This is a genomic window from Microbacter margulisiae, assembly GCF_014192515.1.
GTDB lineage: Bacteria > Bacteroidota > Bacteroidia > Bacteroidales > Paludibacteraceae > Microbacter > Microbacter margulisiae.
The window spans coordinates 1,426,937-1,452,854 of the sequence record NZ_JACHYB010000001.1; the positions used below are offsets into that span (position 1 = coordinate 1,426,937).

The 25,918-nt window shown below is 39.3% G+C and carries 17 protein-coding genes; 12 read left to right on the forward strand and 5 right to left on the reverse strand.

Annotated elements, in window-relative coordinates:
* The first annotated feature begins 3 nt into the window (after window positions 1-3).
* The 6 genes from FHX64_RS05720 (at window position 4) to FHX64_RS05745 (ending at window position 10,583) form a co-directional block, all read left to right on the forward strand.
* Window positions 4-2,883 carry a glycoside hydrolase family 2 protein gene (locus tag FHX64_RS05720; RefSeq protein ID WP_183412835.1) on the forward strand — a complete coding sequence of 960 codons (2,880 nt, stop codon included), beginning with the start codon at window positions 4-6 and terminating at the stop codon, window positions 2,881-2,883.
* A gap of 61 nt (window positions 2,884-2,944) precedes the next feature.
* Window positions 2,945-4,375 carry a sialate O-acetylesterase gene (locus FHX64_RS05725; protein ID WP_183412836.1) on the forward strand — a complete coding sequence of 477 codons (1,431 nt, stop codon included), beginning with the start codon at window positions 2,945-2,947 and terminating at the stop codon, window positions 4,373-4,375.
* A 35-nt stretch (window positions 4,376-4,410) separates the two neighbouring features.
* Window positions 4,411-6,753, forward strand: coding sequence for a DUF5703 domain-containing protein (locus FHX64_RS05730; protein ID WP_183412837.1), 2,343 nt, complete (start codon window positions 4,411-4,413; stop codon window positions 6,751-6,753).
* Window positions 6,754-6,860: 107 nt separating this feature from the next.
* On the forward strand, window positions 6,861-8,324 hold the full coding sequence (locus FHX64_RS05735) for a sialate O-acetylesterase (protein WP_183412838.1): 1,464 nt from the start codon (window positions 6,861-6,863) through the stop codon (window positions 8,322-8,324).
* Between the two features lie 75 nt (window positions 8,325-8,399).
* Window positions 8,400-9,302 (forward strand): dihydrodipicolinate synthase family protein, encoded by a 903-nt coding sequence (locus FHX64_RS05740; RefSeq protein WP_183412839.1) that lies wholly within the window; start codon window positions 8,400-8,402, stop codon window positions 9,300-9,302.
* Between the two features lie 39 nt (window positions 9,303-9,341).
* Complete coding sequence (locus FHX64_RS05745; RefSeq protein WP_183412840.1) at window positions 9,342-10,583, forward strand: MFS transporter; 1,242 nt, start codon at window positions 9,342-9,344, stop codon at window positions 10,581-10,583.
* A gap of 16 nt (window positions 10,584-10,599) precedes the next feature.
* Here the strand turns inward: FHX64_RS05745 and FHX64_RS05750 are convergent, their stop codons facing one another.
* Entirely contained in the window at window positions 10,600-11,499 is a 900-nt protein-coding gene (locus tag FHX64_RS05750) for an AraC family transcriptional regulator (protein ID WP_183412841.1), read from the reverse strand.
* 188 nt (window positions 11,500-11,687) lie between these two features.
* Here FHX64_RS05750 and FHX64_RS05755 point away from each other — a divergent pair, with 188 nt between their 5' ends.
* The 3 genes from FHX64_RS05755 to FHX64_RS05765 are packed head-to-tail and all read left to right on the forward strand — an operon-like array spanning window position 11,688 to window position 15,524.
* A complete protein-coding gene (locus FHX64_RS05755; RefSeq protein WP_183412842.1) occupies window positions 11,688-12,947 on the forward strand; it encodes an L-rhamnose isomerase in 1,260 nt (419 codons plus the stop codon).
* Between the two features lie 53 nt (window positions 12,948-13,000).
* The gene (gene rhaT / locus FHX64_RS05760) at window positions 13,001-14,038 is read left to right on the forward strand and encodes an L-rhamnose/proton symporter RhaT (RefSeq protein WP_183412843.1); all 1,038 of its coding nucleotides are present in this window, start codon (window positions 13,001-13,003) and stop codon (window positions 14,036-14,038) included.
* 10 nt (window positions 14,039-14,048) lie between these two features.
* A complete protein-coding gene (locus tag FHX64_RS05765) occupies window positions 14,049-15,524 on the forward strand; it encodes a rhamnulokinase (RefSeq protein ID WP_183412844.1) in 1,476 nt (491 codons plus the stop codon).
* Window positions 15,525-15,627: 103 nt separating this feature from the next.
* On the opposite strand, the gene FHX64_RS05770 is transcribed toward FHX64_RS05765, so the two are convergent.
* The 3 genes from FHX64_RS05770 to FHX64_RS05780 all read right to left on the reverse strand — a co-directional run bounded on the left by FHX64_RS05770 (window position 15,628) and on the right by FHX64_RS05780 (window position 18,803).
* The gene (locus FHX64_RS05770) at window positions 15,628-17,676 is read right to left on the reverse strand and encodes a M13 family metallopeptidase (RefSeq protein WP_183412845.1); all 2,049 of its coding nucleotides are present in this window, start codon (window positions 17,674-17,676) and stop codon (window positions 15,628-15,630) included.
* 181 nt (window positions 17,677-17,857) lie between these two features.
* Complete coding sequence (locus FHX64_RS05775) at window positions 17,858-18,460, reverse strand: 7-carboxy-7-deazaguanine synthase QueE (protein WP_246392317.1); 603 nt, start codon at window positions 18,458-18,460, stop codon at window positions 17,858-17,860.
* On the reverse strand, window positions 18,447-18,803 hold the full coding sequence (locus tag FHX64_RS05780; protein WP_183412846.1) for a 6-pyruvoyl trahydropterin synthase family protein: 357 nt from the start codon (window positions 18,801-18,803) through the stop codon (window positions 18,447-18,449). The genes FHX64_RS05775 and FHX64_RS05780 overlap by 14 nt, the downstream gene beginning before the upstream one ends.
* Window positions 18,804-19,368: 565 nt before the next feature.
* Here FHX64_RS05780 and FHX64_RS05785 point away from each other — a divergent pair.
* The 3 genes from FHX64_RS05785 (at window position 19,369) to FHX64_RS05795 (ending at window position 24,078) form a co-directional block, all read left to right on the forward strand.
* A complete protein-coding gene (locus FHX64_RS05785) occupies window positions 19,369-21,522 on the forward strand; it encodes a cation:proton antiporter (RefSeq protein ID WP_183412847.1) in 2,154 nt (717 codons plus the stop codon).
* A gap of 80 nt (window positions 21,523-21,602) precedes the next feature.
* Window positions 21,603-22,559, forward strand: coding sequence for a bifunctional methionine sulfoxide reductase B/A protein (locus FHX64_RS05790; RefSeq protein WP_183412848.1), 957 nt, complete (start codon window positions 21,603-21,605; stop codon window positions 22,557-22,559).
* 115 nt (window positions 22,560-22,674) lie between these two features.
* The gene (locus tag FHX64_RS05795) at window positions 22,675-24,078 is read left to right on the forward strand and encodes an MBL fold metallo-hydrolase RNA specificity domain-containing protein (protein ID WP_183412849.1); all 1,404 of its coding nucleotides are present in this window, start codon (window positions 22,675-22,677) and stop codon (window positions 24,076-24,078) included.
* Between the two features lie 54 nt (window positions 24,079-24,132).
* Here FHX64_RS05795 and FHX64_RS05800 read toward each other — a convergent pair whose 3' ends face one another.
* Window positions 24,133-25,368: a DUF6051 family protein gene (locus FHX64_RS05800; protein ID WP_183412850.1), complete on the reverse strand. Its 1,236-nt coding sequence runs from the start codon at window positions 25,366-25,368 to the stop codon at window positions 24,133-24,135.
* Between the last annotated feature and the right edge of the window lie 550 nt (window positions 25,369-25,918).

Consider the following 25,918-nt stretch of genomic DNA (forward strand, 5'->3'; position numbering starts at 1 on the left):
ATAATGAGCAAACAATCATTATTATCGTTATTTTTTATCAGCGTGTTTTTGTTGAACATAGTTCATGTACACGCCCGCAAACATGAAACAGCACTACCAGCATCGTCAACATCTACCGAAATCCAATATCTTTCAGGACATGGACCTGAGGATGCTGTAAGCTGGGATTTCTTCTGTACGAAAGGAAGAAATAGCGGTAAATGGACAACCATCAAAGTTCCTTCATGTTGGGAACTTCAGGGGTTTGGCACTTACCAATATGGGTTACCTTTCTATGGGAAGGCTAATCCTCCGGGAATTGCCAATGAACAAGGATTATATAAATATAAATTCAAAGTACCTGCCAATTGGGAAGGCCGGATAATTCGGATTGTCTTTGAAGGCGTAATGACCGATTGTAGTGTAAAAATCAATGGCAGAAAATGTATCAAATTACATCAAGGCGGATTTTATCGTTTCAAAAGCCAGGATATAAGCGGACTCTTATCTTTCGGGAATAAAGAAAATTTACTGGAAGTCACCGTAAGCAAAGAATCGTCCGATCCCAATGTTAATCTGGCAGAACGAAGAGCCGATTATTGGAATTTTGGAGGAATTTTCCGTCCGGTATTTTTGGAGTCAATGCCAGCGCAGTATATTGATCGCACTGCAATCAATGCTTTGGCAAACGGACATTTCTCTGCTGATGTCTATTTCGGTTACGCACTAAATAGTGATTTTAATGTACGTGCGCAATTAACAGATGTACAAGGGCATGATATTGGGCATTATGTTGACGTTCCGGTTCGGGGAGGCGCTGATCATGTTCAAATAGACACCTGCTATTCAAACATTAAAACATGGACACCGGAAACCCCAAATTTATATTATATCAAACTGTCTTTGATGCAAGGAGATACTGTTCGGCATGTTGTAAAAGTCCGGTTTGGATTTCGTACTATAGAAGTCCGTCCACATGATGGTTTATATATCAACGGGCAGAAGGTGCTGGTTAAAGGTATTTGTCGCCATAGCTTTCGTCCTGCAACGGGTAGAACACTTTCAAGGAAAGACAACTATGATGACGTGAAACTTATCAAAGAAATGAATATGAACGCTGTACGATTATCGCATTATCCTTCTGACCCCGCATTTTTGGATGCTTGCGATGAATTAGGATTATACGTAATGGTTGAACTGGGAGGATGGCATGGCAAATATGATACTACCGTCGGAAGAAAGTTAGTCAGGGAAATGGTGACCCGAGACGAAAATCATCCATGTGTTACATGGTGGTCAAATGGAAACGAAGGTGGATGGAATACAGAACTTGATGGTGAATTCAAACAACTAGACCCTCAACAAAGACCTGTGATTCACCCATCAGGTGACTTTGACGGATTCGAGACCATGCATTATCGTTCGTACGGTCAAACGGAAGCTTACCTGCGCAAACCGGACATATTTATGCCTACAGAATTTTTACACGGTTTATATGATGGAGGATTAGGGGCAGGTCTATCCGATTATTGGAAAATAATGAGAAAAGCGCCTCGTTGTGCCGGCGGATTTTTATGGGGATTTACCGATCAGGGAGTGGTACGTACCGACGAAAATGGACGTATTGATTGTGTTGGCAGTTATGCGCCTGATGGTATTCTTGGGCCTCATCACGAAAAAGAAGGAAGTTTCTTTACCGTAAAACAAATTTGGTCGCCGGTTCAAATAGAAAACAAAACATTGCCTAAAGACTTTAATGGAGTTTTTACGGTAGACAATTGGTATGACTTTACTAACTTGAAAAACTGCACATTCACCTGGAAATTGGCCAAACTCCCATTCATGCAACCTAAAGAAATCATTGCATCCGGTCAGATTGAAAGCCCCAATGTGGCCCCTCACGGTTCAGGATTTCTCAAAGCTAATCTGCCTGCAAACTGGAGAGATGCAGACGTGTTATACCTGACGGCAACAGATCCGTTCGGGAAAGAGTTGTGGACATGGAGTTGGACATGGAAGAAATCAACCGATTTTTATTCTTTTGGAGGGAAGTCAGGTTCAACACTCAATGCCAAAGAAGATAGTACAACTCTCGTTGTCACAACAGATTCTGATCAACTAACATTTAGTCGTTCTACAGGAGAATTAATGCACGTAGTCCACAATGGAAAGTTACTGTCGTTTGGAAATGGGCCTCGTTTCACGGCTGCTCTTCGGGGCGATCGTTCACTGGATGGTTATTTTAACACTGACGACAAAGATGCTATTGCAAAAGATCGGATATATTATGACATTTCAGACACAAGCCAATTAACACAGCTCACATATAAAACATACCCCGACAGTATCGTAGTGAATGCAGTATATTTCGGCGAATTAAAACAAGCTCATTGGGTAATTTTCAGAGATGGAAATATTCGCCTCGACTACCAATATAAATATGATGGCGTAGTAGAACTTATGGGAATAAAATTTGACTTTCCGGAAAATAAGGTATTATCAAAACAATGGCTGGGCAACGGACCTTACCGGGTTTGGCAGAACCGGATACTTGGCACTACGTTTAGCGATTGGAAATGCAAATACAATGATCCTATCCCTGGCGAATCATTTGTTTATCCGGAATTCAAAGGGTTTTTCTACAACTGGAAATGGATAACATTCAACACGAAAGAAGGTGATTTCTCCATTGGCAACGATGATCCAAACAGCTATATTGGCGTTTATACACCCAAGGACGGACGTGATGCACAACTATACACCTTCCCTAAGACAGGAATTTCGATACTGAAAGTCATACCGGCTGTAAGGAATAAAGTAAATGGCACAGACCTGATAGGTCCGTCATCGCAACCCAAATGGGTTCATGGGATACAGAAAGGATCCTTGTATTTTAAGTTCTGATTTGAACAAAGCAGTCATCATAACAACAAAAACAACTCAATTATATTATAAAAACAACACAATGAAGATGAACAAGATTAGTTTTATTTTACTGTTTTCTGCCATATCGATTTGTTTGCATGCAGAACTGAGGTTACCTAAGATTTTCTCAGACAACATGGTGCTTCAGCAACAAACCAATGTGTCTATATGGGGTTGGGCAAAAGCCAACTCTATAGTACATGTCACGCCTTCATGGGACAAAAAGCATTATGAAGCAACAGCGGATCGAACAGGAAAATGGAAACTTGCCATTGCAACGCCCAAAGCAGGTAACACACCATATGAATTAACCATAAAAGACGGTGAAGCAATAACTTTAAAAAACATTCTTATCGGAGAAGTTTGGTTATGCAGTGGACAGTCCAATATGGAAATGCCCATGAAAGGCTTTAAAAATACGCCGGTATTACATGGTAATATAGACATCCTCACTTCACAAAATCCCGAAATAAGATTAATTACCATCAAGCGTAATGCCCAAATAAAACCGGTAGACGACATCACTGGATCATGGCAGGAGGCCAATCCTGTAACCGTTAGCAAATTCAGCGCCACAGCTTATTACTTCGGCAGAATGCTAAACAAAATATTGGGTATACCCGTAGGTTTAATTTGTTCCTCCTGGGGTGGGTCTCCCATTCAATCCTGGATGAGTTCCAGTATGTTAAATAATTTTCATGATATCAGGATTCCCCATCAGGGAGATACTATCAAGGTTCCTAACCGGACTCCTACTTTGTTGTTTAACGGAATGATAAATCCTATTATTGGATTTTCAATCAAAGGGTGTATTTGGTATCAAGGCGAAAATAATTATCTAAATCCAGATGAATATCCAGCTTTATTTGAAACAATGGTAAGCAATTGGCGTAAATTATGGAATGAAGGAACCTTCCCATTTTATTTCTGTCAAATTGCTCCGTTTGACTACGCCTCTATTACTCCTGCAAGTGAACAAACTACTAAAACGAATTCCGCTTATTTGAGAGAAGCCCAATACAAAGCTGCCCAGATAATCCCTAACTCAGGCATGGCAGTATTAATGGATATTGGAGAAAAAGATTGCATTCATCCGGAGAAAAAAGAAGTAGGCGCCGAACGATTGGCTTTGTTAGCGTTAGCAAAAACCTACGGATTACAAGGATTTGATTATGAAAGTCCTACATTTTATAGCATGAGCATTGTTGATAATAAAGCGACCATATCATTCGACCACGCTCCTATGTGGCTCACTTCTTTTGGCAAAGAATTAAAAGATTTTGAGATTGCAGGAAAAGACAAAGTCTTCTACCCGGCAAAAGCAGAGATAAAACGGAGCAAAGTAGTGGTTTGGTCTCCTCAGGTACCGGAACCTGTTGCTGTACGTTATGCCTTTAAGGATTTCATTGTAGGAGATTTATTTAGTACAGGTGGGCTACCGGTTTCTTCATTTAGAACTGACAATTGGTAAAATATTTTCTTGATATTATTTTTATGAAGCCATTTATGAATATAAGGTCTGGGGAAGCGCTTTTATTACTTGTATTTGTATTTTTTTCTAGTCATTTGTCCGGTCAACCAGCCGAGCTTTCGCAGTACAATGTTGTATGGCGAAGCCAAAGCCACAATTCATCCGAATCAATGCCATGCGGAGGAGGCAATATCGGACTTAATGTCTGGGTGGAGAACGGCGACTTAATGTTTTATATTGCCCAAAGTGGAACGTTTGACGAAAACAATACATTACTCAAATTAGGGCGTGTCAGGGTGCATTGTACCCCGAATCCTTTTGCCGGAAGATTCTTCCGACAAGACCTTATATTAAAAGATGGCTTTGTAAGCATCACAGGATCAAACAAAAACGTAAAGGGTACCATCACAATCAGATGTGATGTTTTTCATCCGAATATCCACGTTGATATTCAATCCAATAAGCTAATATCAACAAAGGTTACTTATGAGAATTGGCGTTATCAGGATCAGAAGCTTCGTAAAGGAGAAAACTTTGAGTCTTCTTATAAATGGGATCCATACCGCAGTCATGCAACATTGAAGGACGACATTTCATTTCAAAAAAACGGCATTTTATTTTATCATCGGAATAAAAGCGATTCAACTATCTTTGATTTTACGGTACATCAGCAAAGAATGGATTCCGTCAAATCCGAAATGTTTAATCCTATCAGTCACTTGACATTTGGCGGCATGCTCATAGGGCGCAACATGCATCCTGACGGTACTCATCAGGGAATCTATGTCGACACACCATACAAAGGCTGGATATTATCCAGCAATGCTCCAAGTCATCTTGCTCATTTTGATATCGTCCTTCTAACGAAACAAACCGCTACGCTGTCACAATGGAAAACTGACTTGGACAAAGGATTGGCACAAATGCAGGATTCTTTACAATATAACGAAAACGCTTCTGTAAAATGGTGGCATGATTTCTGGAACCGAAGCTTCATTATTATAAATCCCAAAAATACAGATCATCATCAAATTGCATGGCAGGTAGGGCGCAATTATCAATTGTTCAGATATATGCTTGGATGCAATGCTTATGGAAAATGGCCGACAAAGTTTAATGGCGGCATGTTTACGTTTGATCCGGTATTTGTAGATTCTACCAAACATTTTACGCCTGATTACAGAAACTGGGGAGGAGGCATTTTTACCGCACAAAATCAACGTCTGGTTTATTATCCAATGCTGGAAAGCGGAGATTTTGACATGATGAAGCCTGAGTTCAATTTCTATCTGAATAATTTACATAACGCTGAACTTCGCAGCAAGGTATATTGGGGGCATCAGGGAGCTTGTTTCACTGAACAAATTGAAGATTTTGGACTACCCAACTGTAGTGAATATGGATGGCATCGCCCTGCTAATGCCAATCCCGGAATTGAATACAATCCGTGGCTGGAATATTTATGGGACACATCGCTTGAATTTTGTCACATGATATTACAAACCCAATTGTACAATCACAATAATATTGCGCGCTACATTCCGCTAATAACCAGTTGTCTAAAATTCTTTGACCAACATTATCAATATGAAGCAAAACATTTAGGAAGCAAAGCGTTGGATGGACAAGGACATCTGATTCTTTATCCCGGATCTGCCGGGGAGACATATAAAATGGCGTACAACTCAACATCAACAATCTCAGCATTAACCACAGTCACAAAAGAATTACTGGCATTGCCAACGGGTTATCTGGATACGGCAACGGTAAGCGAATTGCGTAGTTTCCAAAAAAGAATTCCTCCGATTTCTTTGCGTGAGTGCGATGGGCATAAAACGATTTCGCCTGCTAAAGTTTGGGCACGTGTCAATAATAGCGAAAATCCACAATTGTATCCGGTTTTTCCGTGGGGAATTTATGGAATTGGCTGTCCTCATTTGAATATTGCATTAAACACATGGAAATATGATCCTGATGTCAAGAAGTTTGAAAGCTATATCGGATGGAAGCAAGATAATATTTGGGCAGCGCACCTAGGACTGACACAAGAAGCCAAAAGGCTGACTGAGTTAAAACTAGCCAATTCCCAACGCCGTTTCCCTGCATTTTGGGGACCAGGATTTGATTGGGCACCTGATCATAACTGGGGCGGAACAGGAATGATCGGCTTACAAAATATGTTGATGCAATGCGTTGGAACGAAAATATATCTTTTCCCTGCATGGCCAAAAAACTGGAATGTCCATTTTAAATTGTATGCTCCATATCAAACTATTGTAGAAGGAGAACTTGAAAATGGTCAGATCAAAGCCCTCTCTGTATCTCCCCAGTCGAGGACGAAAGATGTTATCAATATGCTAACACAGAACGTCCAGTAATAAATAAATAAATTAACCCATTACCGTGACAACTAACGCTTAAATTGTAACTAAGTATTTCTTTAAAAACAAACTACAAACGATCACGCATTAAAAAGTTATCATCAATGAAAGTAATTTATTTGTGGATGTTGGCAATCAGCCTCTTCTTATCAACAAATGTTCTGCATGCAGAAATTGTTCTTCCTAAAATTATAGGGAACAACATGGTTTTACAATGCAATAAAACGGTACCCATTTGGGGAACGGCATCACCAAGCGAAAAAATAACGGTAATATTTAATAACCAACACAAGCAAACAATCGCTGACAAGACAGGCCATTGGATGGTAAAGCTCAGTCCGATGAAAGCATCCTTCAATCCTTCCAAAATGATTATTAAAGGGAACAACGACTTTGTCCAATTAAACAACATCCTCATTGGAGAGGTATGGATCTGTTCCGGACAGTCCAACATGGAATATTCGATGCGTAGAAGCTGTAAAATACAGGACAAAGCAAAAGGCAAGCATCCAACCGAAAATGATATTCTAACAGCCAATAATTCATATATCAGAATCTTTCTGGTAAGACGTAAATATATGGCACCTGATCCTAACCATCAAGGATGGGATTCCGCAATGGGAAGATCACTAAGACCATTTTCAGCAGTAGGTTATTTCTTCGCTAAAAATTTATACGAGAAACTACATGTACCCATTGGAATGATATCTTCAGCTGTTCCCGGAAGCCGAATAGAACCATGGATCGAAGCAAGCAAATTAAATATTTCTCCTAAATTAAAAAATGGGGAAAAGCTGGATCCATTATCCGAAGATAAGGGCAACCCGGGAGAATTCTATACAACTATGATTCAGCCTCTGATTCCATTTTCCATTCGCGGATTCCTTTGGTATCAAGGAGAATCAAATTGTTTTCTTAATGAGAGCATCCGTTATGCGTACAAAGTTCAAACACTTATAACAAGCTGGCGTCATGATTGGAAGGATTCTAAACTTCCATTCTATTTTGTACAAATTGCTCCCTATATTTATTCTGCTGGTGATGATGGACGTGGACGTACAGTAGAAACATTACCAAAACTATGGGAAGCACAAGCGCTTGATTTAAAAGTTCCTCATACAGGAATGGTTACTATTACCGATCTTGTCGATCATATCACTAATCTGCATCCTAATTATAAATGGGAAGTAGGGCGCCGGCTTTGCCTGGTGGCTTTGAATAAAACCTATGGATTCAAAAACATCACCTGTTCAGGGCCAACATTTAAATCACTCAAAATCATCAACAATACTATTGATTTAAGTTTCAATAATGTAGACGGAGGTTTAATGAGCCGTGACGGAAAATCTCTCACATGGTTTTCTATTGCCGGAGCGAACAAAAAATTTGTTCCCGCTTTTGCTACTATAAAAGGAAATCAAGTCATCGTATCCTCGCCACAAGTCAAATATCCCTATTTCGTACGGTTTGGATGGAACGAAGCAGCGCAATCCAATTTTATCAATAAAGCAGGATTACCCGCTGTTCCTTTCCGCAGTGATAACCCTTGGATTAAACTATTCAAATAAGACTCTGATTCATCCGTATCTGAAACTCAATAGACAAAATCATTCGTTATTCATTAATTATAAACATCATACAATATGTCCACATTATTACGAGGAATTATTCCTCCTTTAGTCACACCATTATTAGACAACAACACGCTTGATACACAAGGATTAGAACGTCTCATAGAACACGTAATTACAGGTGGTGTGAATGGAATTTTCATTTTAGGGACAACAGGAGAAGCCCAAAGCCTCAGCTTCAACCTACGCATAGAGATGATTCGTCAGACAGCAAAAATTTTAAACAAACGCCTGCCATTATTGGTTGGCATCTCTGACACTTCAATCGTTGACAGCATTAAATTATCCCAGATTGCATATGAAGTTGGAGCTGATGCTGTTGTTTCTGCGCCTCCTTATTACTTTGCAACCGGGCAGGCAGAGTTAGCCGAATTTTACGAAAGTCTGATCCCACAATTAGAATTACCTGTGTATCTCTATAACATGCCTACTCACACAAAGGTCATGTTTTCTCCTGATACCATTAAAAGAATAGCAGCAGACAACAAGGTGATAGGATTTAAAGACAGTTCGGCAAACGGATGTTATTTTCAATCCGTCATGTACACAATGCAGGACCATCCGGATTTTTCATTTTTTGTCGGGCCTGAAGAAATGATGGCAGAAGCCGTATTATTAGGAGCACATGGAGGAGTAAACGGTGGCGCCAATATATTCCCAAAATTATATGTAGATCTGTACAAAGCAGCTTCCACCAGAAATATTGAAGAAGTGCAAAGGCTTCATCAGAAAGTGATGCAGATCAGTTCAAACATATATACGGTTGGGAGTTATGGGTCCAGCTATTTAAAGGGGGTGAAGTGTGCACTTTCTGTCTTACATATTTGCAATGATTTTATTGCGGCTCCTTTCAATAAGTTTGGAGATGAACAACGAAATAAAATCCGGGCTGCTATCGAATCATTAGATTTATAGTAGAGCATTCACTGTGCCACCGCATCCAAATCGAAAAACATGAAAAATAAAAACATTTATCCCTGGTTAGTTGTAATAATGCTTTGGGTAGTTGCTCTGCTCAATTATCTGGATCGCCAGATGCTTTCTACAATGAAACCATCTATGATGACAGATATTCCAGAACTCGTATCAGCAGAAAACTTTGGACGATTAATGGCTATCTTTTTGTGGATATACGCCTTTATGAGTCCTATTTCAGGAGTTATAGCTGATCGTATTAATCGCAAATGGTTGATTGTGTTTAGCCTGCTGATTTGGTCAGGAGTTACCTTACTCATGGGTTATGCAAAGACCTTTGATGAACTTTATTGGTTAAGAGCCATCATGGGGATAAGTGAAGCTTTTTATATTCCGGCAGGATTAGCCCTAATAGCCGATTATCATGAAGGGAAAACACGATCTACAGCTATTGGCATTCATACTACCGGAATATATCTTGGACAAGCATTTGGAGGGTTTGGAGCTTTGATAGCCAGTGATTTTTCCTGGCGGATTACGTTTCATTCGTTTGGTTGGATCGGATTGGTTTATAGCCTGATTCTAATTCTATTCCTAAAAGAAAAGAAGACTTACATCCCTGAGAAGCCCAAATCTTCGCCTATTACGAAAGAGTTTCAGATGTTGATAAAAAGTTTTGGGATACTGCTTGGAAATATATCATTCTGGGTCATTCTATTTTATTTTTCAGCACCAAGTCTACCTGGATGGGCAACAAAAAACTGGCTTCCAACCCTTTTTTCCGATAGCTTGCATATCAACATGACCCAAGCAGGTCCTATGGCCACTATCAGTATGGCAATTGCCTCCTTTTCAGGTGTTATACTAGGAGGCATTGCCTCTGACAAATGGGTTCAGATAAATATAAAAGGCAGAATATTCACTGGAGCAATTGGTTTGGGGCTAACTGTTCCAGGATTAATTTTGATCGGTTATGGACATAATGTTATTCCTATTTTGACAGGATCACTCCTCTTCGGCCTTGGCTTTGGCATTTTTGACGTAAACAATATGCCAATTCTGTGCCAATTTGTTTCCCCTCGTTATCGGGCTACAGGATATGGATTACTGAATTTGGCGGGTATTGCTTCTGGTGCTGTAATTACAAGCTTTTTAGGAGAGTCTGCAGATAAAGGAAACCTAGGGAACAACTTTGCTCTTTTAAGCATTGTCGTTGTAATAGCTATAGTTCTGCAAATAACCATGTTACATCCAAAATATATCAACCAAGTAGAAGATTAAATGGATATGCCATAGATTACTTACCATGTTTCAGACGGTATTCTTTCGGAGAAGATCCAATATGTTTTTTGAATTGCGTGGAAAAATGTTCAGTATTATCGTAATGGAGATTAAAGGCAATCTCTTTAATAGACAGATTGCTAGAAAGTAGCGCATCCTTAGCCGCCTGCATTTTTAGGGTTTGAATATAACACGCCGGTGAAAGACCTGTAAATTCCTTGAATGTTTTACGAAACCACGAATAGCTCATATTTAATTGTTCCGCAACTTCTTCAGGAGTAATCTTGTAGTACAGGTTTTCACGAATGATCATTTTTGCTTTGGTCATATGAACAACTGCATAGTTTTCAAATTGTTGTTCCTGATCATATGCTAAAGCTAAACCAAGAATATGATTGGCAATCCCTGCCAACACTTGTTGATAAGCAATGCTTTCTTTCGTGGCAACTTCTATGGCCTGTTGATACAATGAAAGGATTTCATCCCTCAACCCAACCTTATAAATTCCATTGTGTTGGGATAAAAAACCATTCAACAACCTTTGATCCATGGAAGGGCCTTTAAACCCAATCCAGTATTCACTCCATCCTGTTTTTTTGTTGGGAGTATAGCTATGCCATTTTGAAGGAAGTATAGAAATAATATCGCCTTCATTCACTTCAATCCATTCATGTTGTGAGGTATAAAAACGACCACTTCCTTGAGTAATATAAACAAGCTGAAATTCATTAAGAATGCGGCCTTCTTCGAACAGAAAGAAGTATTTATCAGGATGGCCACAATGAGGAGGATATACATCAAATTGCTTTGTAATCTGATGCGAACCAACCGTCGTAACAGTAAGCCCCCATAATAAATCCCGCTCAGTTGTTACGAGATATTTTAGCCTTATAGAATCATTTGACGGCGTTTCCATGGGGTTCTTTTCTTTTTGCCCCGCAAATATAAGCACTATATTATACAAATGGTACGATCTGTACATCCTCCATTCAAACATTTATCAAAAACCAAAGATGAAGTATCAATTCCTTCAATTATAGTAAAATGAAGTTGTTCTACTTTTACCAAAAATTTATACAATAACACTATTAACATAGAATAGGAATGAAAAATACATTAGGGATAGAGCAAAAGTTTGCTTATGCAAAAGAAAAATACGAAGCTATTGGCGTTGATGTTGACAATGCCTTAAAACAATTAAAAGGCATCTCTTTATCGTTACATTGCTGGCAAACAGATGATGTGACTGGGTTTGAAAATTCAAATGCACAACTTTCCGGAGGCATTCAGGCTACAGGAAATTATCCTGGGAAAGCCCGTAGCATTGACGAGGTTCGTCAGGATATTGAAAAAGTAGCAACTTTCCTTCCTGGAAACCATCGCTTAAGTTTGCATGCAATTTACGGCGATTTTGGAGGAAAGAAAGTTGACCGGGATCAAATCGAACCTGAGCATTTTCAAAGCTGGATTGATTGGGCTAAAGCCAATAACTTAAAACTTGATTTCAACAGTACCAGTTTTTCTCATCCTAAAAGCGGAGACCAAACTCTTTCGCATCGTGATAAAACGATTCGTGATTTCTGGATTGAACATACTATCCGTAGCAGACGTATCGCTGATGAAATGGGGAAACAGCTTGGAAGCAAGGCTTGCCACAATTTATGGGTTCACGACGGACAAAAAGATATGACCGTAGATCGTTTCCTATATCGTTCGTACCTTAAAGATTCTCTTGATCAAATCTTTGCATATAAATTTGAAAATGTAAAAGATAGCGTTGAATGTAAATTATTTGGAACAGGCCTTGAAAGTTTCACAGCTGGATCTCATGAGTTTTATATGGGATATGCTGTTCAAAACCAGATAATGGCGACATTGGATTTAGGCCATTTTCACCCCACAGAAGAAATATATGATAAAATTTCCTCTCTGCTTTTGTACACGCCTGAATTATTATTACACGTAAGTCGCCCTGTACGTTGGGATAGCGACCATGTTGTAGTTTTAAATGAAAGCGTCATCATGTTGGCACAAGAAATAGTAAGGGCAAATGCTCTCAATCGTGTCAATGTAGGATTGGATTATTTTGACGCATCCATCAATCGTATAGGAGCCTATGTGATCGGAGCCAGAGCAACACAAAAAGCATTCTTGCAAGCACTTCTTGAGCCAATCAATATGTTGCGTAAATACGAAGCAAACGGTCAATATTTCGAACGCCTGGCATTACTGGAAGAAGCCAAAGCATTGCCATGGGGTGATGTATATGACTATTTCTGTTATATTAATCATGTTCCTGTTGGTATTGAATTTATTTCAGAAATCAATGAATATGAGAAACAAGTAACGAGTAGACGCATTTAATTAAGAACAATTTTCTATATTTGTTATCCTTTTCCTAGTATAATACCAGCATCATGAACACAATATTTGGGTTAATCATCATAGCACTGGGCAGCATGGGACAATCGAGTTCCTATGTTCCAATCAACAAGATTAAGAACTGGTCGTGGGAAAGTTTTTGGTTGGTACAAGGTATTTTTGCGTGGTTGCTATTCCCATATTTGGGGGCTTTACTTGCTGTTCCTCACGGTTCAAGCCTTGGCAGTATTCTTGCCAGTGGAAACGGAGCTGCTATTAAAGCCATGGCATTTGGCATTTTATGGGGAGTTGGCGGATTGACTTTCGGTTTAAGCATGCGCTATTTAGGTATCGCTTTGGGACAATCTATCGCTTTAGGCACATGTTCCGCTTTCGGCACCTTGATACCAGCTGTTATGGGTGGAACCAATCTTTTCAAAGGAGCAGGGTTGATTTTACTGATTGGTGTTAGTATTGCCATTGCAGGAATTGCAGTCATCGGATTTGCAGGAAGTTTACGGGCAAAAAACATGACTGAAGAACAAAGAAAAGCGGCCATTAAAGATTTTGCTTTAGGAAAAGGATTGCTGGTAGCATTGCTGGCAGGAATCATGAGCGCCTGTTTTAGCCTTGGGTTACAGGCCGGCGAACCGATAAAAACAGCAGCTCTTACTACTGGTGCTAAGGCTTTATATGCAGGATTACCAGCCGTACTTATGGTTACCGTCGGAGGATTTATAACCAACGCTATCTATTGCTTAAGCCAAAATATTAAACACAAAACGCTAAAAGAATACGTTTCGGTTTCCAAACCGTTACTATTGAATAACCTATTATTTTGTGCTTTAGCGGGTATTCTTTGGTATTCACAATTCTTTGGGTTGGCCTTAGGGAAAAGTTTCTTTCAGGAAGGCAGCATAATGATGGCATTTTCATGGAGCATTTTAATGTCGCTCAATATTCTTTTTAGCAATTTCTGGGGTATTGTCCTCAAAGAATGGCTAGGTTCAAAAAGAACAACGATTTTAGTCCTTACCATCGGGCTGGCGATATTAATTTTCTCTTGTATTTTCCCGTCATTAATGCATCAATAATATAAATTCAATGAGTCAAAAATCATTTTTAGCAGTTGATTTGGGAGCTACCAGCGGACGAGTTATTTGTGGCACTCTCAAAAAAGACAAGTTAGTTTTAGAAGAGATTCTTAAGTTTCCCAATGTATTGGTCAACATTCATGGACAATTTTATTGGAATATTTTCCAACTGTTTTCTCATATCAAAGAAGGCTTATCCCTTGCAACAAACAAGGGTATTCAGCCTGTTTCCATCGGTGTTGATACATGGGGAGTTGATTTTGCCTTTGTGGGAGACGACGGAGCGTTAATGGGTCTCCCGTTTTCGTATCGAAACTATACGCAAAAGGAAAACACAGAGTCATTTGCGAACCAAATGCCACTCGATGCATTATACGAAAAAACTGGAATCCAAACAATGGATTTTAATACCATTTTTCAATTATATGCATTACAATTGCGCCATTCATCTCAGTTAAAAGCATCGAACAAATTGCTATTCATGCCGGATGCCATTTCATATTTACTCACAGGAAAACAAATCATGGAGTATACCATTGCATCTACGTCGCAATTATTAGATCCTATAGCAAAGAATTTACACCCTGAATTGCTCGACCTGATTAATATTAAACGTTCCAAATTTCCGGATGAAATGATGTTTTCGGGACATGTTGTCGGAACGCTAACCAAAGATATTGCCTCAGAAACTGGATTGAACGAAGTTCCTGTAGTAGCTGTTGGTGGACATGATACCGCCTCAGCTGTAGTTGCAGTTCCGGCAATGAATTCTAATTTTGCTTATCTCAGTTCAGGAACATGGTCACTGATGGGTATTGAGGTACCGGAACCTATCATAAATGCACGTTCTCAACAGGCTAATTTTACCAATGAGGGCGGCGTGGACGGAACAATACGTTTCCTAAAAAATATCACGGGTATGTGGATTCTGGAACAATGTCGTAAAGAGTGGGATAAACAACATGTTTATTCATACGACGAATTAATGGCGATGGGACAAAATGCAACTCCCTTTCAGTATTGTTTTGATCCTGATGATGCAATGTTCAGCAACCCTACAAGTATGACTCTGGCCATTATAGCCTATTGCAAATCAACAGGACAAGAGCAACCCAATACAATAGGGGAATATGTAAGATCTATTTTTGAAAGTCTGGCTCTTAAATATAAACATGTTTTCAATTCCTTGCAGTCTTTTGCTTCGTTTCCTATCGAGAAATTACACATTATCGGAGGTGGATCCCGGAATTCATTTCTTAACCAGCTAACGGCAAATGCGCTTGGCATCGAAGTGGAAACTGGCCCCGCCGAAGCAACGGCTATTGGAAATATAATGATTCAGGCAAAAACAGCAGGCTATTTCCAAAACCTAGAAGAAATCAGGAAGTTTGTTAGGAATTCCACAAAGCTTGAATCCTTTTTACCTCAAGACAAAGAGCAATGGCAACAGGCATATCAACAATTTGTAGAGCGCTGTCATTTATAAAATCAGTTATGTGTGCTAATAGGTAGTTTTTTAACATCCCGTTCTCTTATTTGATTACATAAGGAGAACGGGATTTTTTATTTCTCCACCGAATATGGAATTCCTACCATATTTTTACTCTTAGTGAATCCGGCAACCACATTGCGTCACCTTTATGGACATGGAATGTCTTGTAAAAGGCATCTAAATCAGATAATGGCCCGTTAACCCGGTATTTGGCAGGAGAATGCACATCGCTGCGAACCTGATTAGCCAGGGCTTGCGGTCGCATATGAACCATCCAGGCCATTGCATAACCCAGAAAAAAACGTTGATCCGGTGTCAATCCGGCAATCTTTTCATTCGATTTATATTGATTGGTTTGCTGAAAAGCCTGATAGCCCATAGTGATACCACCTAGATCTGCAATATTTTCTCCTAATGTCATCGCTCCGTTGACATGCAAACTATCCACCACCACATATTTATCAAACTGCTTAGCAAGCATTCTCGTTTTAGCATAAAACCTGGTGCTATCTTCAGGCGTCCACCAATTATGTAGATTTCCTTCAGCATCATATTTGCTTCCCTGATCATCAAATCCATGCGTCATTTCATGCCCAAATGTTGAACCACCAATAATGGAATACAAGATAGCATCATCAGCCATTTTATGCTCGTAGCCTGGAACTAATATATTACATCCCGGAACGACAATCTCGTTATTGGATGGATTATAATAAGCATTATAGGTCTGTGGCTCCATGTCCCACTCCGTTCGGTCAACAGGCTTACCATATTTTGCAATCATATAATGCATAGCCCATTCGTTAGCCCGGATAACATTGTTGACGTATGACGACCGATCTATTTGCAACGCACTCATATCTTTCCATTTATCTGGATAGCCTACTTTCATGATCATCACATCCAGTTTATGCAAAGCTTTCGTTTTCGTATCCGGCGTCATCCAGTCAAGATGCTTAATACGTTCGGCATAAATCTCTTTAATGCGATGACCAATCTCATATAGTTTGGCTTTTGTGCCTTTAGGTAAATAGTCGGTAACATATACCTGACCAACCAGATCGCCCAAAGCGCTATTCGTCTCGTTCGTCACCCTCTTCCAGCGGGGACGGGGTTCCTGAATACCGCGTAATGTTCTGGCATAAAAATCAAATGACAAGCGATACGTAACATCGTTCAGATAGTCCGATAAATTGTTCAACAACTGGAATTTCAAATAATCTTTCCACACTGCAAGCGAAATGGTGGACATCATATTGTTTTCAGCCGTAAGAAATTCAGACTGACCCACAATGACCGAATCCACCGGAGGAAGACCTACGGCCTGGAAAAACGCAGCAAAATCAAGATGTGGAGCGAGATGTTCGAGTTGTGCGAAAGACATTTTACTATAATTTTTCAACGGATCACGTGTATCGGCACGTTCGCGGGAAATTTTTGCCAAAGCTGTTTCCAGTTTCATGACCTGTTCTGCTGCCAGATTGGCTCTTGCCGGCGCATAACCCATATTGCGGAATTGCTTTTGCAGATAAAGTACAAATTGCTTGCGTACTTCAACAGCCTGCTTATCTGTTGCAAAATAATAATCCCGGTCAGGCAGGCTTAATCCCCCTTGCGACAAATGGATCGCATTCTTACTGCTTATTTTATCATCCGGGCCAACATAAAAGCTAAACATAGGAGATGCTGCCACGGTTTGCAAAAAAGCTACAGCCTGCATCAGCTCTTTTCGGTTTTGAATTCGATCGATACGCAAAAAATAGAGTTTTAATGGCGAAATTCCATTTTTATTCAATGCAACACTGTCCATCCCCGTATAATAGAAATCACCTATTTTTTGTCTTGCACTTCCTTTTACCTCATTTTTATGTGTAGAAGACGAAACACAAACATCATGAATCTGGGCATTAATGGTATCCTGAATGGTCTGAAAAATTCCATTGGACTGTTCGGAAGGTGGGATAGGATGATCTTTAAACCAACGGCCATTGGCAAACATGAAGAAATTATCTCCTGGATTTACCGTCGAATCAATATGAGCAACCAAAGGATCAAGGGTTTGTGCCGTTAATGGCAACGTCGCACTGCTTAAAAGCAAAACCAAAGCAATAATTAGCAGGCGCTTAAAAGGAATAAATTTATTCATAGGGAATGGTTTAATGAATCATCGGAGCATGTGCAACATCACAGTTGCATAAATATCAAATAAACATGCAAAAGTAACTATTTTTCCGTACTTTCAAATGGCTGACGATATACATCAAAGAGGAAGGAATGGACAGGTATGGTCAATCTTTCAAACAAGCATAAAAAGGGGATCAGCCCCCTTATTCAACATGTAATAGTTTATGCATCTGTACCGACAGCCTCCATTGGGGATTTTGTTTCACAAACTCAATACAATATTGCATGTTCGCCTCGCTTTTTTCAAACCGTTTTTTTTCTTCTCCCAAAAACAAAGGACTGACAAAATAGTTGGTAGCTGGAGGCAATGCTTCAATAGGGGGGGGTAACTCCCCTACTCCAATCGGAAAACGAAATTCATCTACAGAAATAAAATTCTTACGCAGCTCTTCCTCCGTCACTTTAGGACTGCAAGCAATATAATCAATTTTAGAAGGCACCTTGTTTGTCCCGTTGGTCTCTATGCAATGATAATAACCATCAAAACATTCGAGTACGTCATCCGTAAGTTGCAGCGTCGGCTCGCCTCCCGTCCAAATAATCATTCTGGAAGGATATTGTTGCACGACGTTCACGATCTCCTGCACCGCCATGGAAATGCCCTGATGCCAATCGGTATCACAAAACCAACAATCTTTATTGCATCCGGCTAACCGTACAAAAACAGCAGGTTTACCAAAATTTGCCCCTTCGCCCTGTATGGAATAAAAGATTTCAACAATCCGCAATGGTTTAATCGATTTCATAGATAGCCTTTGTTTTCGGCGTTTCAGAAACTTCAACCTTAAACAACTCTTTAAACTTCGGTTGAAAAATATCGAACAAATATTTGGCAAGGTTTTCAGCCGTAGGATTAAAAGGTAAAATATCATTCAGATGCTGATGATCGAGATATGCATCAACATATTGTTTAATCGAATCCAAATCAAGGTAATCAATAACAAACCCTGTTTCGTTTAACGTAGCCGAACGGAAAAACATCGTCGCTACATAATTGTGACCATGCACCCTCCGGCATTGATGATCGTCAGGTAAACGGGACAAAGCATGACTGGCTGAAAAATGAAATTCTTTACTGATGATATACATAGAAAAAAAGATGGTTTATGTAAAGTATCCACAGGAAACAGATTGCAAAATTAGGATATTATAAGCCGTTTGCCAAATATGCTTGTGGATTCGGCAAAACCAACTTCAATAAAATAATAGACATCCTCCTGTGAACAATCCTTTTTTTAACGTGATCAAACATTGCTGCATTTCATGCATAAAATGCCTTCTTCAAGTCGCAGCGCTATACTTCATATCAGCGTGAAACAATCTTTTTAGGCACTTATGCAATATATATTGACAAACACTTCTCTTCAAATCACATTCTTGGCTTGCGAATTCCGTATGACCAGTAGCAATGAAATCATTATCATATGAATTCATCCCAAAAGAGATGCGCAATATCATCCAACAATTTTCTTTCTTGAAAATACTTACTTTCCTTCAATTTATCTTTTTGTTTTGGCGGGTTCAGCTCTTTTTGTCGTACTTTTGTAAACATATGAATAAACTAAATGGTATTGTTACTGAGTCATGCGTTTATAAACAATAATGAGCAGCCTGTCCGGTTACAATCAAATTGAAAAACAGATAAAACATTGACATGCTTTACTTTTTCAAGCAACTGCAAGAACAATTTACACTACCGCTGACAAATCCGATATTGATTTTTTCGTTGATTTTATTAATCATCCTCCTATCGCCTATTGTCCTGAAGCGGTTACGTATCCCTGGAATTATCGGTTTGATTCTTTCCGGGGTTATCATCGGTCCTCATGGCCTCAATATTTTAGAACAGACCTCAGCCGTCGAATTATTTTCCACCATTGGCTTGCTTTATATCATGTTTATTGCTGGTCTGGAGCTTGATTTGAATGAGTTCAAAATCAATCAGCATAAAAGCATTATTTACGGTATGCTGACCTTCCTTCTCCCTATTATCATTGGATTTCCAATATGTTATTATGGATTTGGCTATAGTTTTAACGCCAGTTCTTTAGTTGGAGCCATGTTCGCAACACAAACGCTGATTTCATATCCAATTGTAAGTCGCTTTGGTCTGGCCAAGAACCAAGCAGTTGCTATTACAGTTGGCGGAACAATTCTGACAGATACGGCAGTCCTCATTATTCTTTCCATTATCAAAGAAAATCAACTTGGGGAATTAAATCATGAATTCTGGATTAGAACTACCATCTCACTGATTATTTTTTCCATTATTTTATTCGTTATCATTCCCAGAATAGCAACATGGTTTTTCCGCAAATTGGAAAACGAAAAATATGCACAATACATATTCGTTTTGTCTGTTGTCTTTTTTGCTGCCTTTTTGGGAACCGTCGCCGGATTTGAACCCATTATCGGAGCTTTTGCTGCCGGTATTGCACTCAACCGACTGATACCCTCATCGTCAGCGTTAATGAATCGTATTGATTTTATCGGGAATACATTGTTCATCCCGTTCTTTCTTATTTCGGTAGGGATGCTGGTCGATGTCAATGTAATTTTTAATGGAACAACAGTCATTATTGTTACGGTAGTATTTTCTGTAGTCGCTATTTTCAGTAAGTGGCTAGCTGCGTGGATTACCCAAATAAGCTTTCACTACTCACGCGATCAACGTCAAATTATTTTCGGGTTGAGTAATGCTCACGCTGCCGAAACATTAGCGATTATCATCGTTGGATATCGTGCCGGCATTTTAAATCAGGATATCCTGAATGGAACCATCCTGCTCATTCTGATTTCATCCATCGTAGCATCATTTGCAACGGAACGTGCAGCAAAACGAATGGTGATCAGCGGAGAATCAGATCAGTTGGACAGCAAAACATTAGAAATAATGAAGCACGAACACATTTTGTTGCCTGTGGCAAATGTGGATAATATGCACAAATTGCTTGAATTTGTCATGCTGATTAAAGATAAAAAGGCTGTTCATCCGGTCTCTGTTTTAACCGTAGTGCCGAATAACAATGAGGCCGAGTTCAATATGATTAAATCAAGGAAGAAGCTTGAAGATTTTGTACGCCAGGCTTCTGCAGCAGAGATTAAAACCAATGTCATTACAACCATTGATCACAATGCACTGAGTGGAATCACGCGCATCGCGCGTGAAATTATGGCTGATCTGATAGTAGTAGGATGGCCTCAACGAACCGGATTTTTCTCCAAAATATTAAACGAAAAGACAGAAAACATCATCAACTATACCGATAAAAATCTCTTTATATCTTATTTTGCACATCCTTTAGTAGCGCATAAGCGTATCATCCTGTTAACTCCTCCCCTAGCAGAACTTGAACCAGGATTTGAATTTTGGATAAAAAAAATCAGTATCATTGCTAATGAATTAACGTCTCCCATCGATTTTTACGGAGACAAAAAAACATATGACGATTTTCATAAAGCTTTGAAAGGAAGAAATATTCATATAACGATAACTTTTCATCTTTTCGAAGATTGGGAAGATTTTTTAGTCTTGAGCCGGTATATCAAATCCGATGATTTATTAATCCTGGTAGGAGCCCGTAAAGGATCGGTTTCATACTTGTCTTATTTAGATACTGCTGTCGTGAAGATCAATAAGTATTTTCAAAAAAACAGCAAAATTCTTATTTATCCACAACAAAATGAGCATGCTGAAAAAACGGAAAGCTATGAAGAAGTCTCTTCCGAACCCTTGGTAAAAAGTATGGAAGCTATAGAGAAATTGGGAAAAGGTATTGGCATACTTTTAAAAAAAGGGAAAGAATAGCTTTCCCAGACAAATAAAAAACAGTTTGATGGAAAATACCCCACAGGCTTGAAACTAGAAATTATAGAAATTGCAACCATATGAACATCAAAATATTTTTGGGTTTTATTCTGACGCTGGCTTTAAACTGTACGAGCCAATGTCAAACCCACAACGACACATTGACAGAAATCCGCAATCCGGCACATTACGTCCATTTAACGCCGGAAGAAGCGCAAGTGATGCTGCATCGTGGCACTGAAGCCCCATTTACCGGAAATTATGTAAACACAACTACCCGGGGAACTTACTACTGCAAACAATGCCATGCTCCCTTGTTTCGGTCGAGTGATAAATTTGCTTCCGGTTGTGGATGGCCTTCATTTGATGATGCAATCAAAGGAGCTGTAAAATTGCAACTTGATCCTGACGGACATCGCATGGAAGTTATATGCGCCAATTGCGGAGCTCACTTAGGCCATCTGTTCTTAAATGAAGGTTTTACACCCAAAGAAAAACGATATTGCATTAATTCCATTGCAATGATATTTGTCCCCGACAGTGCCGCTACATTAAAGACAGCTTATTTTGCAGCCGGTTGTTTCTGGGGAACGGAGTATTTTTTTATGCACCAAAAAGGGGTGGTCAACACTACAGTAGGCTACATGGGCGGACATGTGAAGAATCCGACATACGAAGAGGTCAGCTCCCACAAAACAGGCCATTTCGAAACCGTCAAGGTGGAGTATAATCCTCAGGTTGTTTCCTATGAGGATTTGGCAAAGCTATTTTTCGAAATGCACGATTTTACGCAAACAAATGGTCAGGGAGTTGATATCGGACCTCAGTACCGTTCGGTTATTTTTTATGGTTCAAAAAATCAGCGCAGGACGGCCGAAGAATTAATTCGTTTTCTTACAAATAAAGGATATAATGTTGCTACGATGTTGATCCCGGTAAGTACATTTTGGAAAGCTGAAGCCTATCATCAACACTATTATGAGAACCAGGGAGAAAAACCGGCTTGCCATACTCTGAATACAAATTTGTTTCATTAAATCTGATATTAAATGTATCTATCAATTTTTTTTGATCGTAAAATAAGCTTGTAATCTTGCATCCAAAAGGTGACATGCGAGTTCATCCATTCATAAAATATAAAAAGATTATCGTATGAAAATTCAATTTTTTGGCGCAGCGCGCGAAGTAACCGGCAGTAAACATTTAATTACGACCGAAGATGGTAAACGTATTTTACTCGATTGTGGCATGTTCCAGGGGAAAGGGTTGGAAACCGATGCCATGAACCGCGATCTTGGATTCGATCCAGCGACCATTGATCATATCATTTTATCGCATGCCCACATCGATCATTCGGGACTAATTCCATATGCTTACAAACTAGGATTCAGGGGGTCAGTGATTTGCACGAATGCTACCCGCGATTTATGTTCCATCATGCTGGCGGATAGCGCTCACATTCAGGAATTGGACGTAAAATGGTTCAACAAAAAAAGAGCACGTCAGGAATTACCTCCCGTCGCTCCCATTTATGACCAGACAGATGCAGAAAAATGTATGGAACTTTTTATCGGAGTAGCGCGCGATCGCCGGTTTTATATCAACGACAAGATCAATGTAAAATTTACCAATACCGGCCATCTGTTGGGCGGCAGCGTAGTGAATCTGGAAATCAAGGAGAACGGGGAAAAGATTCATATTGCTTACACAGGAGATATTGGACGTCCGCATAATCGAATCTTACGCGCTCCGGATCCGTTCCCTCAATGCGATTATCTTATTACCGAATCCACGTATGGAGACCGGTTACATCCTGCCGAACATGACACGGCAAATGAATTATTAAGGGTAATCAAAGAAACATGTGTAGAACGGGGTGGAAAGTTAATCATTCCATCATTTGCCATTGGCCGTACACAAGAGATTGTCTATATGCTGAATAAATTTTACAATGAAGGCAAATTGCCGAAGATTGACATCTATGTCGATAGTCCGCTCGCGGTGAATGCAACAGACATTTATCGGTTGCATCCCGAATGTATGAATGAGGATGTGAAGCACACTATCGCGTTTGATCCTGATCCTTTTGGATTTAACGGATTACATTACATAAAGAATGTCGAAGAATCGAAAAAGCTGAATGATTACCAAAAGCCATGCGTTATTATTTCGGCATCGGGGATGATGGAAGCCGGTCGTATTAAACACCATGTGGCTAATAACATTGAAGACGAACGAAATACCATTTTAATTGTAGGATATTGTACGCCATCATCATTAGGAGCCCGCATACAGACTGGCGTAAAAGAAATTTCTATTTTCGGCGAAAAACACCCTATTAAAGCGCATATTGAAAAAATTGAATCGTTATCAGGACATGGCGATTATAACGAAATGAAGGAATTCCTTGGATGTCAGGATCCACAAAAAATCAGGAAAACCTTTTTAGTTCACGGAGAATTTCAAACGCAGGAGTTTTATGCCAAAGAGTTAGAAAAGATCGGATTTCATGATATTGAAATTCCGGAGAAGGGAGAACCGTTCGTCATTCATTAAATTCAATCATAAACCGGGACAAAGAGTTTCTGTCCCAGTTTATTATTTTCTGATTCAGCTATTTAAAAATGCAATAAACTGATCAAAAGTCCAGTTAAACGCATTTTCGACACTTTCCTTTATCTTCTCCTTCAAAGGGAAAGGTGTTTCATGCGTGTACGGATAATCAAAATTGGTAATCAGCACATGGGTCGGAACAGCATGTAGGGCGCCCTTCAAGGTACTCACCACATCGTAAGCGGGGATGACGCTGTCATTCTCCAAAACAATTGCAAAGAAATCTTTACTATATTGCTTAAACAGCTTTTCGCGCTGAAGCCTGTTATAATTAAAATTCAGCATCATACGGAAAGACTGACCTTCGGAATGTTCTTCCAGATAGTGATATAGTCTTTTTTCATGACGCAAATGGCTCTCCAGATGTTCAATTAAATACGAGTATAAAGCAACATTGGCTTCACTGTCAAGAATCGCTTTCGAAACGGGAGTAAATCGGTTAAACGTAGCTCCACCACAAAATGCACACAGTTTTGTGCCGGTAAAATAACCTTCGTAATTGGTAATCTTTAGTATTTGAGCCAGAAAAGCGCCAATGGAATAGGTAAAAAAGTGAAACTGCGTTTGAGGTGCAATCTCAGGATATTTACCTTCGTTGCATTGCCGGATAAACTGTACTATATCATAATAGGTTTGTAACCCTGACCAGATAAATCGTTGTGGCTTTGCCTGCAGACGCGTACTAATGGCAACATTCGAAAAAGAAGATGCAAGCAAATGCGGGAACTCATTCTGCCGTTCCAGACTTATCTCATGCATACAACGCCTTGTACTCCATAAAGATGGAGCCCTGTTCATATGGAAAGCTATGGGAAACAATACAACACATTGGTGCGTTTGCGTAGCAAGTTTGTATGCCCATGGAAAATATTTGTCCCATGATTTTTCATTGAATCCATGAAACATTAAAATCGCATCTGTGCTTTTTTTCTGATGCTTTGGTACAAATACGTGAATGATAAACCGTTTATTCTCTTTTACATCACAATCGATAACGTCCAAACCTTCTTCCGAATGGCCAATATCGGTATGAAATACTTCATCGCAAAACTCGACCTGATGTTCTTTACAATAAATAGGAGAATGGCCTTGCAAGATTTCCCAGTTTTCCGATTGAAACCAATAATTCTGAACTAAGATTTTGTCATCAATATCAATGACTTCTACTTGCTCAGAAATCTTGTTTTTTAATAAAGCGTGTAACTCAAAGTAATCCATGTTTAACTGAAGCATAATGATTTGTAAGCATCGAAGAGTAAATCAACGACTACTTGGAGACAAATGTAGAATAAAGAACAAAGGTAAACATAATTTCTTGCATCCATTGGGAAAGCGTGAGTGGGTTCAAAGCTGCAATATTTCTTAAAAGCAGAAATCACTGAAAATAACATTACTCATCTTATAAACTCTCTTTGCAGGCAATCCGAGTTACTTTCACAGAGTGAGAAAATAGTGCTATCTTTGCATATAGATATACATAGAAATATTTTTGGAATAACACGTTACTACATTGATGTTGAAATATTTTTGTGAGAGATCAACGGTCTGAACATGTTTTTCTTTGTACTTTTCTGGTTTAGTGTTTGCTATGTCCTTGTGGTTTCATCCTTAATAAATTTGACGCCTTTAAGCCAGATTTTATCAAGACATGTCAAAGCTCCAACGATAAACAAAAACAGTGGAAAGACTAACAGAAAATCAGAGCGAAAACAGGCTTTTGATGACCAATGAAAAAAAGAGAATCAATTCCATCATGCACGCTCAAATTAAGAAGAGAATTCAA

What these genes read in the sequence shown, in the direction of transcription:
- FHX64_RS05720 (WP_183412835.1), top strand. Translation starts at nt 4, where the DNA reads ATGAGCAAACAATCATTATTATCGTTATTTTTTATCAGCGTGTTTTTG.
- FHX64_RS05725 (WP_183412836.1), top strand. Translation starts at nt 2,945, where the DNA reads ATGAAGATGAACAAGATTAGTTTTATTTTACTGTTTTCTGCCATATCG.
- FHX64_RS05730 (WP_183412837.1), top strand. Translation starts at nt 4,411, where the DNA reads ATGAATATAAGGTCTGGGGAAGCGCTTTTATTACTTGTATTTGTATTT.
- FHX64_RS05735 (WP_183412838.1), top strand. Translation starts at nt 6,861, where the DNA reads ATGAAAGTAATTTATTTGTGGATGTTGGCAATCAGCCTCTTCTTATCA.
- FHX64_RS05740 (WP_183412839.1), top strand. Translation starts at nt 8,400, where the DNA reads ATGTCCACATTATTACGAGGAATTATTCCTCCTTTAGTCACACCATTA.
- FHX64_RS05745 (WP_183412840.1), top strand. Translation starts at nt 9,342, where the DNA reads ATGAAAAATAAAAACATTTATCCCTGGTTAGTTGTAATAATGCTTTGG.
- FHX64_RS05750 (WP_183412841.1), bottom strand. Translation starts at nt 11,499, where the DNA reads ATGGAAACGCCGTCAAATGATTCTATAAGGCTAAAATATCTCGTAACA.
- FHX64_RS05755 (WP_183412842.1), top strand. Translation starts at nt 11,688, where the DNA reads ATGAAAAATACATTAGGGATAGAGCAAAAGTTTGCTTATGCAAAAGAA.
- rhaT (WP_183412843.1), top strand. Translation starts at nt 13,001, where the DNA reads ATGAACACAATATTTGGGTTAATCATCATAGCACTGGGCAGCATGGGA.
- FHX64_RS05765 (WP_183412844.1), top strand. Translation starts at nt 14,049, where the DNA reads ATGAGTCAAAAATCATTTTTAGCAGTTGATTTGGGAGCTACCAGCGGA.
- FHX64_RS05770 (WP_183412845.1), bottom strand. Translation starts at nt 17,676, where the DNA reads ATGAATAAATTTATTCCTTTTAAGCGCCTGCTAATTATTGCTTTGGTT.
- FHX64_RS05775 (WP_246392317.1), bottom strand. Translation starts at nt 18,460, where the DNA reads ATGAAATCGATTAAACCATTGCGGATTGTTGAAATCTTTTATTCCATA.
- FHX64_RS05780 (WP_183412846.1), bottom strand. Translation starts at nt 18,803, where the DNA reads ATGTATATCATCAGTAAAGAATTTCATTTTTCAGCCAGTCATGCTTTG.
- FHX64_RS05785 (WP_183412847.1), top strand. Translation starts at nt 19,369, where the DNA reads ATGCTTTACTTTTTCAAGCAACTGCAAGAACAATTTACACTACCGCTG.
- FHX64_RS05790 (WP_183412848.1), top strand. Translation starts at nt 21,603, where the DNA reads ATGAACATCAAAATATTTTTGGGTTTTATTCTGACGCTGGCTTTAAAC.
- FHX64_RS05795 (WP_183412849.1), top strand. Translation starts at nt 22,675, where the DNA reads ATGAAAATTCAATTTTTTGGCGCAGCGCGCGAAGTAACCGGCAGTAAA.
- FHX64_RS05800 (WP_183412850.1), bottom strand. Translation starts at nt 25,368, where the DNA reads ATGCTTCAGTTAAACATGGATTACTTTGAGTTACACGCTTTATTAAAA.